Annotated in this window: 12 protein-coding genes; 2 read left to right on the forward strand and 10 right to left on the reverse strand. The window is 61.6% G+C overall.

Annotation, left to right across the window (positions count from 1 at the left end; translation table 11 throughout):
• Window positions 1–30: 30 nt before the first annotated feature.
• Window positions 31–2499 (forward strand): glycerol-3-phosphate 1-O-acyltransferase PlsB, encoded by a 2469-nt coding sequence (gene plsB, locus ACFC20_RS10960; protein ID WP_375193049.1) that lies wholly within the window; start codon window positions 31–33, stop codon window positions 2497–2499.
• Window positions 2500–2525: 26 nt separating this feature from the next.
• Here the strand turns inward: plsB and ACFC20_RS10965 are convergent, their stop codons facing one another.
• The 6 genes from ACFC20_RS10965 to ppc all read right to left on the reverse strand — a co-directional run bounded on the left by ACFC20_RS10965 (window position 2526) and on the right by ppc (window position 9490).
• Complete coding sequence (locus ACFC20_RS10965) at window positions 2526–3353, reverse strand: class I SAM-dependent methyltransferase (RefSeq protein ID WP_375193050.1); 828 nt, start codon at window positions 3351–3353, stop codon at window positions 2526–2528.
• Window positions 3353–3709: a UDP pyrophosphate phosphatase gene (locus tag ACFC20_RS10970; protein WP_375193051.1), complete on the reverse strand. Its 357-nt coding sequence runs from the start codon at window positions 3707–3709 to the stop codon at window positions 3353–3355. Before ACFC20_RS10970 ends, ACFC20_RS10965 begins: the two co-directional genes overlap by 1 nt.
• Before the next feature lie 120 nt (window positions 3710–3829).
• The gene (gene tsaB, locus ACFC20_RS10975; protein ID WP_375193052.1) at window positions 3830–4525 is read right to left on the reverse strand and encodes a tRNA (adenosine(37)-N6)-threonylcarbamoyltransferase complex dimerization subunit type 1 TsaB; all 696 of its coding nucleotides are present in this window, start codon (window positions 4523–4525) and stop codon (window positions 3830–3832) included.
• A gap of 34 nt (window positions 4526–4559) precedes the next feature.
• Window positions 4560–5213 (reverse strand): adenylate kinase, encoded by a 654-nt coding sequence (gene adk, locus ACFC20_RS10980; RefSeq protein ID WP_091991502.1) that lies wholly within the window; start codon window positions 5211–5213, stop codon window positions 4560–4562.
• Between the two features lie 201 nt (window positions 5214–5414).
• On the reverse strand, window positions 5415–6785 hold the full coding sequence (locus tag ACFC20_RS10985) for an HDOD domain-containing protein (RefSeq protein ID WP_375193053.1): 1371 nt from the start codon (window positions 6783–6785) through the stop codon (window positions 5415–5417).
• A gap of 59 nt (window positions 6786–6844) precedes the next feature.
• On the reverse strand, window positions 6845–9490 hold the full coding sequence (gene ppc / locus ACFC20_RS10990; RefSeq protein ID WP_375193054.1) for a phosphoenolpyruvate carboxylase: 2646 nt from the start codon (window positions 9488–9490) through the stop codon (window positions 6845–6847).
• A 114-nt stretch (window positions 9491–9604) separates the two neighbouring features.
• Between ppc and ACFC20_RS10995 the strand changes: the two genes are divergently transcribed.
• Window positions 9605–9838 (forward strand): hypothetical protein, encoded by a 234-nt coding sequence (locus ACFC20_RS10995; RefSeq protein ID WP_091991508.1) that lies wholly within the window; start codon window positions 9605–9607, stop codon window positions 9836–9838.
• A gap of 25 nt (window positions 9839–9863) precedes the next feature.
• Here the strand turns inward: ACFC20_RS10995 and ACFC20_RS11000 are convergent, their stop codons facing one another.
• The 4 genes from ACFC20_RS11000 to rlmD all read right to left on the reverse strand — a co-directional run bounded on the left by ACFC20_RS11000 (window position 9864) and on the right by rlmD (window position 14855).
• Window positions 9864–10208: a hypothetical protein gene (locus tag ACFC20_RS11000; protein WP_008176163.1), complete on the reverse strand. Its 345-nt coding sequence runs from the start codon at window positions 10206–10208 to the stop codon at window positions 9864–9866.
• A 133-nt stretch (window positions 10209–10341) separates the two neighbouring features.
• Complete coding sequence (mazG, locus tag ACFC20_RS11005; RefSeq protein WP_375193055.1) at window positions 10342–11202, reverse strand: nucleoside triphosphate pyrophosphohydrolase; 861 nt, start codon at window positions 11200–11202, stop codon at window positions 10342–10344.
• Window positions 11199–13436, reverse strand: a complete 2238-nt coding sequence (gene relA, locus ACFC20_RS11010) for a GTP diphosphokinase (RefSeq protein ID WP_375193056.1) — start codon at window positions 13434–13436, stop codon at window positions 11199–11201. The genes mazG and relA overlap by 4 nt, the downstream gene beginning before the upstream one ends.
• 69 nt (window positions 13437–13505) lie before the next feature.
• Window positions 13506–14855, reverse strand: coding sequence for a 23S rRNA (uracil(1939)-C(5))-methyltransferase RlmD (gene rlmD / locus ACFC20_RS11015; RefSeq protein ID WP_375193057.1), 1350 nt, complete (start codon window positions 14853–14855; stop codon window positions 13506–13508).
• Between the last annotated feature and the right edge of the window lie 2 nt (window positions 14856–14857).

A 14857-nucleotide genomic window follows, 5' to 3' on the forward strand; every position in this document is an offset into this window, starting at 1 on the left:
GCTCCTGTTTCTATAACGGAGTTGCACTTTATGCGTCTTTACCAGGGCATTCGCAGCCTGATCCTGGCCCTTTTTCGAAAGATCCTGTTTATCTGGGTCAGGACCGATGTCAGCGGCAACAGCGTTGAAGCCCTCGCCCTGGATCCTGACAAGCCTGTCTGCTACGTGCTGCAGTACAGCTCACTGTCCAGCCGCCTGGTATTGGAACAGGAAGTCATCCGCGCCGGACTGCCCGGTGCAACCGAAGCGCTACCGGTGAAGAACGGGCCCTCCCATTCGTTTTTCTTCCTGTATCGCCGGATCGGTGGCTTCTTCCGCGGCCGCCAGGCGCCGGCCCCGACCAACGAGTTCCAGGCCCTGGTTCATTATGGACTGGAGCACCCCGATCAGGACGTCCAGATTGTGCCGGTATCGCTGTTCTGGGGGCGCTCGCCCGACAAGGAAAAGTCCCTTGTCAAATTGCTGCTCTCCGACACCTGGTCCATCGCCGGCCGCCTGCAGAAATTCCTGATCATCATGGTGCACGGTCGTAATACCTACGTGCAGTTCAATCAGCCGCTGTCCCTGAAGCAGGTCATCGACGAGTACCGGCATAACGAGGAGCGGGCCAACCGCAAGCTCGCCCGAATACTTCGGACCCACTTCCGCCGGGTCCGCCAGGCGGTGTTGGGGCCGGACCTGTCCCATCGCCGCACCCTCGTTGCCGGACTGGTGCGGACCCAGGCCGTCAAGGAAGCGATCCGGGAAACCTCGGCCAAAGATGACATTCCGCCGGAAAAGGTGCGGGCCAAGGCCTACAAGTACGCCGACGAGATTGCCGCCAGCATGTCCATTGTCACCATCCGTTTTCTGGAGGTGGTGCTGGCCTGGCTCTGGAACCGCATCTACAACGGCATCGCCGTCAACAACATTCGGGTCGTCAAGGAAGTCGCCCAGGACAACGCCGTGGTGTACGTGCCCTGCCACCGGTCACACATCGATTATCTGCTGCTGTCCTACGTGCTTTACAAGAACGGCCTGATGCCGCCCCATATCGCTGCGGGCATCAATCTCAACATGCCCATCGTGGGGCCGATCCTCCGCCGCGGCGGGGCCTTCTTCATGCGCCGGAGCTTCAAGGACAACCCCCTGTACGCCACCGTGTTCAACGAATACATGCACGTGATGTTCTCCCGCGGCTATTCGGTGGAGTACTTTGTTGAAGGTGGCCGCAGTCGCACCGGTCGCATGCTGCAACCTCGCCCGGGAATGCTGGCCATGACCGTGCGCAGCTTCCTGCGGGATCACCGCAAACCGATCGTCTTCGTGCCTGTCTACATAGGCTATGAGAAGGTCATGGAGGGTCGCTCCTACCTGGGCGAGCTGCGCGGCAAGAAAAAACAGAAAGAAAGCATCTTCGGCCTCGCCAAGACCGTCCGGAAACTCAGTAACTCCTTCGGCCGCGTTGCGGTGAATTTCGGTGAGGCCATTCCTCTGGCCGAAGTGCTCGATGATGTCCACGACAGCTGGCGCAATGAAGCCTACGATTCCGAGTACCGGCCGGCCTGGCTGAACCAGGCGGTTTCGGAGCTGGCGTTCCGGGTGGCCTCGAACATCAACGCCTCGGTTGCCGTAAATCCCATTGGCATGACGGCCACGGTGCTGCTGGGCACCGAGCGCCTCGCCATGGACGAGGGCCAGCTGATCCGGCTGATGGACCAGTACGCCGCGCTGCTAAAGGCGTTTCCCTATGCCGAGACCGTTACCCTGCCGGAGGGCAGCGGCAAGGACTGGGTCGCCTACTGCGAGGGCATGGGCCTGATTACCCGCCAGCCCCAGAAGCTCGGCGACATCATAGCCCTTGAGGGCAGCAACGCCATTCTGATGACCTACTACCGCAACAACATCCAGCACCTGTTTGCCCTGCCCTCGCTGGTGGCCAGCCTGTTCGAGAACAAGGACTCCCTGGCCCGGGACAAGATTGTCTTTCTGGCCAGCGTGGCCTACCCCTACCTGCAGTCGGAGCTGTTCCTGAAGTACCAGCCCGAGGAGGCAGAAACCGTTATCAACCAGTGGATTGACGTGTTGATTGAGCAGGGACTGCTGATACCGCTGGCGGATAACCGGATTGGCCGCCCTGAGGAAGGCACCGAGCCAATGCTGCGTCTTCGGGTACTGTCGCGCTTTATCATCCAGACAGTGGAGCGCTATCACATCGCCCTTGGCATCCTGCGTAAATACGGCTCCGGCAAGATCAGCGCCACGGAGCTGGAAGAGCAGAGCGCCCTGCTGGCCGAGCGGATGTCGATCCTGTTCGGCCTCAACGCGCCGGAGTTCTTCGACAAGAGCCTGTTCCGCAACTTTATTGCCAACATGCAGAACAACGGCGTTATCACCACTGACGAGGACGGTCTGCTCTGTTATGGGGAAGGTCTGGACGAAGTGGCGGATGACGCCCGCCTGGTGCTGAGCGTGGAAAAACGCCAGGCCATCCAGCAGGTTACCATGATGGGCGCCTGAGGGCGCCCTCAGGCCCGGGATGCCACCTATTGGGTGGGCAAGGCCCTGATGGCATAGACGTCGTACCGGCTGCTCTTGCCCTCCACGCGGGTGGAGGGCTCGGGGCCGGCAATGGCCGATGCCTTCCTCGGGCGCTTCACCACGACCCGGTAGCGGGCATGCCCCAGGGCCGCGGCAAGCAGCCGCTCGGAATCGTCGTCGTCACCCACCAGCAGACGAAAGACCTGCATTTCCTTCTTCACCAGCGCAGATTTGTCCCGGTGCGGGAACATCGGGTCCAGATAGACCACATCCGCGGACTCGCTCTCTGCCTGTTCCAGCCAGTTAATGCTGCTGCCGCCGCGCAGTTCCATGCGACCAATGATGTCGCTGCACTCCACGTTCAGAGCGGCGCGGGCCAAACCGTCCTCCAGCAGGGCATGAATGACCGGGTGGCGCTCAAACATCGTTACCCGACAACCCAGGCTGGCCAACACGAAGGCATCCTGCCCAAGCCCCGCCGTGGCATCGACCACATGCAGACAGGCCCGGGTTTTCTGTAGCCCCACCGCCCTGGCCACCAGCTGTCCTGTGCCACCACCATGCTCGCGGCGATAGCCCATCTTGCCGCTGACAAACTCGGCGCGCACCGGCCCGGGCGCCCCTTTGCCGGTCATCTGCAGGCTAAGCCCCTGGTCATCAAGAAACAGCAAAAGGGGAAAGTCGCGCACGGCTTTTGGAACAACCACGCCAAGGTCCGTCAGTTCAAGGGAATGCGCCAGGGCCGCAGCCTGCTGACTGTCACCGAGAGGGCTGCGAGCAACGGCAACGCTGTCGCGCCAGGAAGTAAGAACCGGGTCGTCGGATACAGACATCAAACCAGGATATCGATACCGGCGACATCTGCGCCGGCGTCCTGGCCGGCCGCGGCAACAGAGGCAAAGGTTGACAGGGCTCGTGCCGCCGGCAGGGAAACCTCATCGGCCCGAAAACGCTCAAGGCGGGCATCCTCAGAGGCCCGGCGGGCTTCTACGCGACGCTCCAGGCTTTCGGTAACACTGCGCTCACGGGCAGGAGCCTGTGGCTGGTCCGCCAGATCGCGGCGAGCCGGATCCGGCGCTTTCTCGGGAGCGGCCGCCGGCGCCCGGGCCACGTCAGTGCGTTCCCGCAGGGGACTGTTGTTACCAGTCTGGAAACCAAGGGTGTTGCCCGGATTAATGCCGCCAATCATGTTCAGATACCGCTGGCCGGATGGAGATTGTATGCAGGAGCAAATTATGGAAGATTCAGCGGCGGAAGAAAAGTCGACTGCTCAAATTCTGCACAGAATCTCGATAGCAAACATCGAAAATCATCGACCGGGCAGTTTCTTCCAGGTCACTTCATCGCGGATATAAACTGGCTGCGCCTGCTCCGCCGGAACGGACTGTCCCCGCGCCAGGTCTACCTCTGCAAGTCTTGCCACCCAACTGGCTCGAAGCAACAGCGTCTCGTCTACGGTGGCGACGCGGTCAGACACCTCTGCGGGCATCTGCGATCGGTACTGCCATCCGGGACCTACGCCACACCAGGGATCGTAACCATCGGCCAGGAGAACGCTCTCGGGCGGGCACACCTGCTCGTCGCGCAGGGGGTCAGGCAGTCCCCCACGGGCGGCAAAGCAGCCCCAGTAGACTTCACCCATGCGGGCATCGAAGGCAACGGCAATGCCCCGGCCGTCCGCCAGGTTGAACGTATCAATGGCTCCAAAGGCAACCGCCCTCAGGGAGGAAACCGGCACCACCGGAATTTCCAGCCCCCAGGCCAGGCCCTGGACAACACCCGTGGCAATCCGCACCCCCGTGAACGAACCGGGACCCCGGGCAAACGCCAGGGCGTCGAGGTCGGCGGGCACCAGACCATGCTCTGCCAGCAGCTCGCGTACCATGGGCATCAACAGGCGGGTATGCCCCCTGGGTGCCAGTTCGAAGCGCTCGGAAAGTTCACCATCCGTCAGAAGGGCCGCGGAGCAGCCCTCTGAGGAGGTATCCAGTGCCAGCAGTTTCACGGGTGTGAAAGCCTCGGGTCAGGAAAAGGTCGGATTACTTGAGCTCAGACAGGATCTGGTCGCGAATGCTTTCCAGGCTACCCACGCCCTCTACCCGCACGTATTTGGGCGCTGCGGAGGGGTCCTTGGCAGCCCAATCCTGGTAGTAGCCAACCAATGGAGCCGTCTGGTCGTGGTAGATCTTCAGGCGGCGACGAACGGTCTCTTCCTTGTCATCCTCGCGCTGAACCAGCGGATCTCCGGTCTCGTCGTCCTTGCCTTCAACCTTGGGCGGATCGTATTTCACGTGATAGATACGACCGCTCGCCTCATGCACTCGACGGCCGGACAGGCGGCTGACAATCTCCTCGTCGTCCACGGCGATCTCAACCACGTAATCAATGGCGATGCCCTGCTCTTTCAGAGCTTCGGCCTGGGGAATGGTGCGGGGGAATCCATCCAGCAGGAAGCCGTTCTTGCAATCCGGCTGCTGGATACGCTCCTCGATCAGCGCGATGATGATGTCGTCAGAGACCAGCCCCCCGGTGGCCATGACTTCCTTCACCTGTTTGCCCAGCTCGGACTCGGCCTTCACTGCGGCCCTCAGCATGTCTCCCGTGGAGATCTGGGGAATACCAAACCGTTCAGTGATGAACTGGGCCTGGGTCCCCTTGCCTGCGCCCGGCGCGCCTAACATGATGATTCGCATAACGCTGTGCTCCCGTTGTAGTCATTATCGTTTGAAAAGCTGTGGCAAAAACCTCTGCCTTTGCGACAGCCTCTCCTGCCCGGAACAGGTGTCAGCCGGGACCGGCGAAGGCGCATTATACGAACTCAGCCACCACAGAGAAAGTCGACCTCCGTATCATGCACCGAAAGGACGCATCAGGAGGCCGGTCAGGGCTGATCGTCAGGATGACAGGGAGTTGGCCAGTGCGTCCAGGTCGGGCGCCACACGGTCCATATCGGAGGTCAGATCCCCGATGATGTCCGGACCCAGCCCCAACTGGTCCAACATGGCGGGAACATCGTCGGGATTGAACTCATCACCAATGCCCCGTTCCTTGAGCAGGGCGTTGGCAAGTTGCACCATCACCACGTAGTGCTCGTGCTCACCGTGATAACCGGGCTGCTGATGGACACCCGCGGACTTGACCACCGGATCCGGAAGCTGCCAGAGGCGATGCAGTATGCCGCCGATGGCGCCGTGTCCCACCGACAGGATTTCCTGGCCGTTACCCGAACCGAACACCTGTTGCTCCAGGGAATGCATGCTGGCCTCGGGATTGGCCTCCCGGAGCTGGTTGAGTTCGTCGAACTCGGCGGGGAACAGGTGGCCCACCAGCAACAACCCGAAGTTGTGCAGCAGGCCACACAGGTAGGCAAGCCCTTTGTCGGCGCCACAGCGCGGCGCAATACTCTGGCACAGGAACGCACAATACAGGGAATGGCGCCAGAAACTGTCCATCCCCAGCATGCCCTTGCGGGGCACATCAAAGGCGCGCACCGAGGCAATACCCAGTGCAATGTGGGCCACCCGGTCAAATCCCAGAACCCGGGTAACCGCTTCCTGTACCGAATGAATCTGGCCGGGATAGTTGAACAGCGCCGACCGGGCGTAACGCATGACCTGAGCGGTCAGGCTGGGGTCGAACTCGATCAGCTCGGCCAGTTCCCGGGCGGTGGCGTCGGTATTGGCCGTCAGCCTCAGGATACGAAGGGCCAGTGCCGGCATCGGCGGCAAGCGATACAGCCGCTGCAGCTTGTCGGCCACCTCTTCCAGAGTCAGTGCTTCCCGGGCACCATTGCCCGGGCCCCGAATCACCAGGTGGCCTTCTCGGGCGCCGGCGAGCGCCAGCCGGAAGTCACGGCCCGTCATTTCCACCAGGGAATGGTCTGTGCCACTGGTGAACACCACCGTTTCCGCCTGCATGACATCTTCATCGACAATAACCGCCAGGTCATAGGCCTGCCCGATCGGCGGCGTGAAACCCGGGTCGCAGTCCCCGAACAGGCGCATGGTCTGGCGGGCGGTCAGGGGTTGCAGGCGTCGGCTAGTCAGTTGTTGAACCGCATCGGGATCGAGGGAACTGTCAAACCGGTGCACGGCCATGACCACGCCACTGATGTCGATCAGCAGGGTTGCCCGGATGATCTTCTCCTGGCTCAGCCCGGAGGCAATAACAGCAGCGTCGAGGCTGGTGACCTGATCGATCGGCAGCTCCCGGTAGTTGAGCCCTTTGCGGGCAAAGAAATGATCCAAACGCGCTGCCAGTGCCACACCCTGCTCCTGTCAAATAATGATCAACGGCCGGTTCCTCCGGCCCCTGCTGTCAATACTCAGCCGGTGTTGCGCATGCCCGCGGCAATACCGGCCATGGTCACCTTCAGGGCCCGCTCGACCAGCTCGGGCACCTCGCCCTTGCCCTCGCTCTCGCGGTCCCTGCGGAGCAACTCCGCCTGCAGATAATGAAGTGGGTCCGTGTAGGGGTTACGCACTTTCATGGAATGAGCGAACACCGGCTCATCCTCGAGCAGCTCGTTCTGCTCCTTGAGTTCAAGCAACCGCTGAATACAACCCTGCAGGCGAACCCTCAGGCTCTCACCAAGGGACGTGAGCCGGTCATCATCCAGCAGTGTCTGTTCATAGTAGCTGGCAATCCGCAGGTCGGCCTTGGCGAGAACCATTTCCAGCATGTCCACATAGGTGCGGAAAAACGGCCAGCCCTGCATCATTTGCCGCAGCACCGGCAGCCGGTTATCCCTCGCTGCCTCTTCCAGCGCCACATCACTGCCCAGCCAGCTGGGCAACATCAACCGCATCTGGGTCCAGGCAAAGATCCAGGGGATCGCGCGCAGGCTTTCCACGCCGCCGGTGGCCTTGCGGCGCGCAGGACGGCTGCCCAGGGCCAGCTTGCCCAGGGCCTGCTCCGGCGTTACCTGCCGGAAATAGGGCACGAAGTCCGGATTCTCCCGCACCACATCCCGGTAGGCCTTCAGGGACCGCTCGGTGAGCCAGTCCATGGTTTCCCGCCAGCTGTCCTCGGGCTTCGGAGGGGGTGCCAGGGTGGCTTCAATAACTGCCGTGGTGTAGAGGGTCAGGCTCTGGACCGCAAGCCGGGGCAGACCGAATTTGAACCGGATCATCTCGCCCTGCTCGGTAATCCGGAAACTGCCGTTCACCGACCCCGGCGGCTGGGACAGGATGGCGCGGTTGGCCGGACCGCCGCCGCGACCAACGGTACCGCCGCGGCCGTGGAACAGGGTCAGGTGCACGCCATATTCGCTGGCCACCCGGGTCAGTTCCTCCTGCGCCTGGTATTGCGCCCAGGCGGCCATCAACTGGCCAGCGTCCTTGGACGAGTCCGAGTAGCCAATCATCACTTCCTGACGCCCCTGGCAGTACTCCCGGTACCATTCAACCTCGTACAGGGCGGCCATGCTGTCCGGTGCACCGCGCAGGTCATCCAGGGTTTCAAACAGAGGCACGACCCGCATCGGGAATTTCATGCCCGATTCGCGCAGCAGCAGGATCACGCTGAGCACATCCGAGGGCTTGCTGGCCATGGAGATCACGTAGGAGCCCAGCGCTTCGGGGGTCTGTCGGGCAACCACTTCGCAGGTGGCCAGTACCTCCCGAACCGGATCAGACGGCTCCCAGTTGCGCGGCACAAGCGGCCGCCGCCCCTGAAGTTCCTTCACCAGGAAAGCCTGACGATCCGCCTCCGACCAGGACAGGTAATCCCCGAGCCCAAGGTAATTGACCATTTCCGCCACTGCCTCCGCGTGCCGCGAGGCCTCCTGACGGATATCCAGGCGTATGAGCGGCAGACCGAAGGTGTGGGCCCGGCGAATGGTGTCCAGAAGCGGTCCATTGGCAATGGTCTCCAGGCCGCACTCCACCAGGGAGCGATAGCACAGTTCCAGGGGCCCGGTGAAGTCCTCGTTCTCGAACAGGATGCCGGAGGCGTCGGCGGATTCGCCATTGACACTGGCTTCGGCCCAGTCCCGGGTGCGAATCAGGCGTTCGCGGAGGTCTGCCAGTACCTGGCGATAGGGCTCCCGGGCATCGCCAACGACCGCCCTGAGTTCATCGCTGGCCTGCCACATGGACAGCTCAGCTCGCAGGGCCTGGATATCGCGCAGGTAGAGGTCCGCCGCCATCCAGCGCCCGAGCAGAAACACCCGCTCGGTTACCTGATGGGTCACATTGGGGTTACCATCCCGGTCGCCCCCCATCCAGGAGGCAATACGGATGGGCGATGCCCCCAGGGGTAACCCGCTGCCGGTGGCTTCCTCCAGGGAGAGATCCAGGCTGCGCAAAAACTGGGGCAGAGCCTGCCAGAGGCTGTTTTCGATCACCGCAAAGCCCCATTTGGCCTCATCCACCGCCGTTGGCCGTTCGTGCCGGATTTCGTCGGTGTGCCAGGCCTCGGTCACCAGCTGGGCCAGCCGGTCGACCACCTCGTCACGCTCAGCCGGCATCAGGTCCTCATGGTCCAGCCTGGCCAGGCAATCGGACATCTCGTCGTACTTCATGATCAGGGTCCGACGGGCCACTTCGGTGGGGTGCGCGGTCAGCACGAATTCAATCCGCAGATCAGAGACCCGGCGGTGCAGCTCCTCGGCACTGATGCCGCCCGATTTCAGACGCCCGAACACTTCCCCCAGGGATTCCACCATCAGGTCGGACTGATGACCACGTTTTCGGCGAATGCCGTGGTACTGTTCGGCCAGATTCGCCAGGTTCAGGAACTGGTTGAACGCCCGGGTCACCGGGAGAAGTTCGTCGTCGCTGAGCTTGCCCAGAAGGTTGACCAGCCGCTGCCCGGAGCCGCTCTCCTGGCGCCGGTCTGCCTTGGCGGCGGCCCGGATCTCCTCGATCAGTTCGTAGCACTCCTGCCCTGGATAGCCGCGGATACTCTGGCCCAGAAGCTCGCCCAGCATTCGGACATTCTCTCGCAGATCGGGGTGTAGCTCAGTCACATTGACGTCCTTTTGAATTGACGGAGGCAAAGTAAACTTACGATACTAAGGAAACGACGAGAAAGTCTATTGGCGATTCAAGCCTGTAGCCGCGAGTAGCCGTAAGGAGCCATCATGAAGGTGACCGATCTGCCCAAACACTGGGAAAAGCAAAAAGAGCCTGTGGAGCGCACCCACGACTACAATCTACGCCTGCCCCTGGAGGATGCTGCACGGGTTGCCGCGCTGGCCGAGCTCTACCCCGACCGCAGCGAGAGCGATATTCTGAACGACATGATTGGCGCGGCCCTGGACGATCTCGTTCGCCAGAGCCCGCTGAAGGACAAACTGGAAGGGAAAGACAAGTAAGCGGTGACGGGCAGTCCGCTGCCCGTCAGGCTACCGACTCCAACTGCCGGGCCTTGAGCCGCTGGATGTGCTTCTGGCTCAGGCTGACAAACTTCGGTGTCAGCCCCTGGTCCTCATAGATCTCGAAGCCGTCTTCGTCGTAGGCCACTACTTTGGTGCCCTGAACGTAGGGAAAGCTGGTTTCCATTTCATCCAGTGCGGCAGAGATAAGATCGCGCATCAGATCCTGCGGCGATTTCATCGGGTAGAGTGCTGCAAGCTTTTCCAGGCGCTTGTGATGCTGGTCAGACAACGCCATGAAATAGGCGTCTCGGGTAAGCCGACCGCGTGCATGCTTGTCCCAGTAGTTGACCAGATCTTTGATCTTCATGGTGCCTTCACTCCTGCATCTTTTCGCTGGCGTACGGCGCACTGCATCTGTGCATCCGTTTCCGGAAGTGTAGACGAAGCCGTCGGTCCGGGGGCAAGGAAATTGGTAACGGATTGTACTTACCGGACCGCCGTCACGGGCGGCCCCCGCCCTCCCGCTCGACACCCTTGACCGCCTGCCAGACGGCATCCAGCGCCTCGAGCGATTCTTCGTCCATGTCACGCCCCTCCCGCTCCAGCACTTGTTCAATGGCCCGGAAGCGGGCATCGAACTTGTGGTTGGTGCGATTTAGGGCCTGCTCAGGATTCACCTTCATGAACCGTGCCAGATTGACGCAGACAAACAGCAGGTCGCCCAATTCGTCTTCAACGGCATCCAGATCGCCGCTTCCGGCATGCGCCGCCTGCCACGCTTCCTTGAGCTCGTCGATTTCCTCGTGCAGCTTGTCGAACACGGGGCCGATCTCGGGCCAGTCAAAGCCGTGGCGAGCCGCCCGCTTCTGGAGCTTCTCGGCCCGGGCCATGGCCGGCAGGGTTCGGGCAATGCCATCCAGCCGACTGGTAGCCGCCTCGGCATCCGGAGCCGGCTTCATTGCCCGTTCCTCCGCCTTGATCCTTTCCCAGCTTTCCTTGATCCAGGCTTCATCGGGCCGGTTATCCGGGTCGATCCGGCTGTCCAGGGTTCCCTCTGGAAAAACGTGGGGGTGCCGGCGCACCAGCTTGCGCACCAGATGGTCCACCACACCATCAAAATCGAAGTGGCCATCCTCCCGACCCAGCTGGGCATAGAAGATCACCTGGAACAGCAGATCACCCAGCTCGTCCTTCAGGTGCGGATAGTCTTCCCGCTCAATGGCGTCCGCCACTTCGTAGGCTTCTTCCAGGGTGTGGGGCACGATGGTCCGGTAGGACTGTTTGATGTCCCAGGGGCACCCGGTCTCCGGGTCCCGCAGGCGCGCCATCAGCGTTTTCAGGTCCTCGATGGTGTATCTCATCCCCGCTTTCGCCTTACGTCGATAATATTGGGCAGGTTGCGGATCTGCGCCAGCAGCCGCGCCAGTTGCTCCAGACTGGAAATCTCCACGGTGACCGTCATGGTGGCGGTGTTCTCGTCCTTGTTGCTGAGGGTATTCAGCGCCAGCACATCACTCTTGGAGGACGACAGCACCTGGGTAATGTCCCGCAGCAGGCCAGACCGGTCGTAGGCTTCTATCTCGATATCCACCGGATAGACCGCCGCTGGCCGACCACCCCAGCTCACCTCGATAATACGGTTGGGCTCGAACTCGCGCAGATTCAGGAACGTGAGACAGTCCTGGCGGTGCACCGTCACTCCCCGTCCCACTGTGATGTAACCACCGATGGCGTCACCGGGCAGGGGTTTGCAGCACTTCGCCACCTGGGTTTTCAACTTGCCGACACCGACAATCTGGATATCCGATTCAGTATCGTAGGGCTTACGCCGCGCCGTCGTCAGCTTGAGATCCAGCTGCTCGGACTTGGGCTCCAGCATCTGCTGGGCCACGTTGGCCACGTGGGTGGGGCGAAGATCACCGGCGCCAATCGCGGCAAACATGTCCTCGGCGCTGTGATAATTCACCTTCTCCGCCAGTTCTCCCAGATCCACGTCATACAGTGACAGGCGCTTGAACTCGTCTTCCAGAATGGCCCGGCCGTCAGAGATATTGCGACCACGATCCTGTTGCTTGAACCAGTGGGTCACCTTGGCCCGGGCCCGGGAGGTCTGGATGTAGCCCAGGCTAGGGTTCAGCCAGTCGCGGCTGGGCGCCGGGTTGTTGGAGGTCAGGATGAACACCTGGTCGCCGGTTTTCAGGGGGTAGGTCAGCGGCACGATGCGACTATTCACCCGCGCGCCACGGCAGGCGTGACCAATCTCGGTGTGGACCCGGTAGGCGAAATCCACCGGGGTGGCGCCCTGGGGCAGATCCACCACATGCCCCTCGGGGGTGAACACATAGACCCTGTCGGAGGCCACGTCGGATTTAAGATGGTCCGCCAGCCCGGACAGGTCCCCCAGTTCTTCCTGCCATTCCAGAACCTGGCGCAGCCAGTTGATCTTGGCATCGTACCCGGTGGACTTGTTGCCCTTGTCCGTGCCCTTGTAGAGCCAGTGGGCACAGACCCCCAGCTCCGCTTCCTCGTGCATCTTGTGGGTGCGGATCTGCACTTCCATGACCTTGCCCTCGGGCCCGATCACGGCGGTGTGCAGGGACTGGTAACCGTTTTCCTTGGGGTTGGCGATGTAGTCGTCAAACTCATTGGGAATGTGGCGCCAGAGCGTATGCACGATACCCAGGGCGGCGTAGCAGTCGCGTACTTCGGGTACCAGGATGCGAACGGCACGCACATCGTAGACCTGGGAGAAGTCGATGCCCTTGCGCCGCATCTTCCGCCAGATACTGTAGATATGTTTGGCCCGACCGGTAAGCTCTGCCTCAATGCCATAGGCCTTCAGTTCGGTCTGCAGGGTTTCGATGACGCGCTTGATGTAGCTGTCCCGGTCGAGGCGCTTCTCATCGAGCAGCTTGGCAATTTTCTTGTAGGCCGAGTCGTGCAGGTAACGGAACGAGAGATCCTCCAGCTCCCACTTGATGTGGCCAATGCCCAGGCGGTGTGCCAGCGGCGCGTAGATATCGAAGACTTCCCGGGCCACGCGCATGCGCTTTTCTTCCGGGGCGTTCTTCACCGCCCGGATGGCGCAGGTACGTTCGGCAAGCTTGATCAGGGCAACCCGGACGTCGTCGATCATGGTCACGAGCATCTTTCGGACGTTGTCCAGCTGGCCCTCGCTCTGCCCCAACACGTTGCCCTTGAGAGGATGGTGAATGGAGGAAATCGCCGCCATCTGCTGGACGCCGTTGATCAGGCCGGCCACCTCGTCACCGAACGCCTTGCGTATCTCCTCCAGGGGCACCCGCTCTTCCCGTACGGCGCGGTAAAGGATGGCAGCCACCAGGCTGGCCTGATCAAGGTGCAGCTCGGCCAGCACCTGGGCCATTTCAATGCCAATGCGGAAGCTGCTGGACCCGGGCGCCCAGAGGCGATCCTCCCGAAACGCCTGCAGGTCAATCTCGGCCGCCTTCTCGCAGGCGCGACGGAACTGGTCCGGGTTGTCCAGGTGGGTTTGCGAGGCAATCTGGTTTACCCAGCCCTCAATGTCCACCTGGCCATCGCCGGTCATCGCGTAGTCTTCTCGAACTTTTACCATATCAGTCTTGTTGTTCCTGATGGTTTGCTCAGCCATCCCTGACTGGCCGTTATCCTCTCAGCAAGCCCGTCAGACAGCGTCGCGCTCAAACAGTGCAATCGATTCCACATGGGTGGTGTGCGGAAACATGTCCATCACACCGGCCCGCTTCAGCCGGTAGCCGTTGCGCACCATAACGCCGGCGTCCCGGGCAAGGGTTGCCGGATTGCAGGAAACGTAGACAATCCGCCTGGCCCCGAAAGCGGTCAGGTATTTGCAGATGTCCTCGGCCCCGGAACGCGGGGGATCAATCAGGATCTTGTCGAACCCCTCCTTCGCCCAGCTCTGCCCGGTAAAATCCCCATGCAGGTCAGCGCCGTGGAAGGTGACATTCTCCAGACCGTTCAGTTCCGCGTTTTCACGACCCCGGACCACCATGGTCTCGTCGCCCTCAACGCCCACTACCTGGCCACCTTTGCGGGCCAACGGCAGGGTAAAATTGCCCAGCCCGCAAAACAGGTCGAGCACGCGGTCTTCAGGCTGCACATCCAGCCATTCCACGGCCCGGTGTACCATGGCCCGGTTGATGCCTGCATTGACCTGGGTAAAGTCCATGGGATGAAACGCCAGGGTCAGGTCGAACTCGTCCAGCCGGTAACTCAGTCGCTCGTCCTGCGGGCCGGAAGACTCCGGCCAGATCCGGTGGACGGTGTCAGGGCCCTTGGGCTGCAGGTAAATATGCAATTGATGGGCCTGACCGAAGGCAATCAGCTTCTCGCGATCGCTTGCCGACAGCTCGTCCATGTTACGGAACACCATCACCGCCACATCGTCACCACAGGCCACTTCCACCTGGGCAATCCGGCTGTAGGCCTCAAGGTCATGAAGCAGATTGCGCAACGGCAGGATGCGCTCACCGATCCGGGGATCCAGCACCACACAGCGGTCGATATCGGTCAGGAAGCTGTTGCGCTTTTCCCGGAACCCCACCAGCACGGATTCACGGGCCTTAACATAACGCACGCCCAGACGCGCCTTGCGGCGATAGCCAAGGCTGTTTTCCGAGCGAAGCGGCTCGATCCACTGCTCCGGCTCAATGCCCCCGAAGTGGGCAAAATGCTCACGCAGGGTATTTTCCTTGAACCGGATCTGGGCATCGCCACTCATGTGCTGCAGGCTACAGCCACCACACAGGTCGGCGAACTCGCAGGGCGGGGTCTGGCGATCTACAGCCGGCTCGAGCACCTCCAGGGTGCGCAGCTCATCGAATTTGCTGCGGCTGGAGACCACCTTGGCCATCACGGTTTCCCCGGGCAGGGCACCGTCAACGAACTGAGTCTTGCCATCCTGGCGGGCGATACCACGGCCATCATGGCTCAGTGTTTCAATCTCACAGCGCACGGGCTCTTTGGGAAGAACCTTCCTGCGTCGTCTGCTCATAC

The sequence above is a fragment of the Marinobacter sp. genome, from assembly GCF_041984545.1.
Classification (GTDB): Bacteria; Pseudomonadota; Gammaproteobacteria; order Pseudomonadales; family Oleiphilaceae; genus Marinobacter.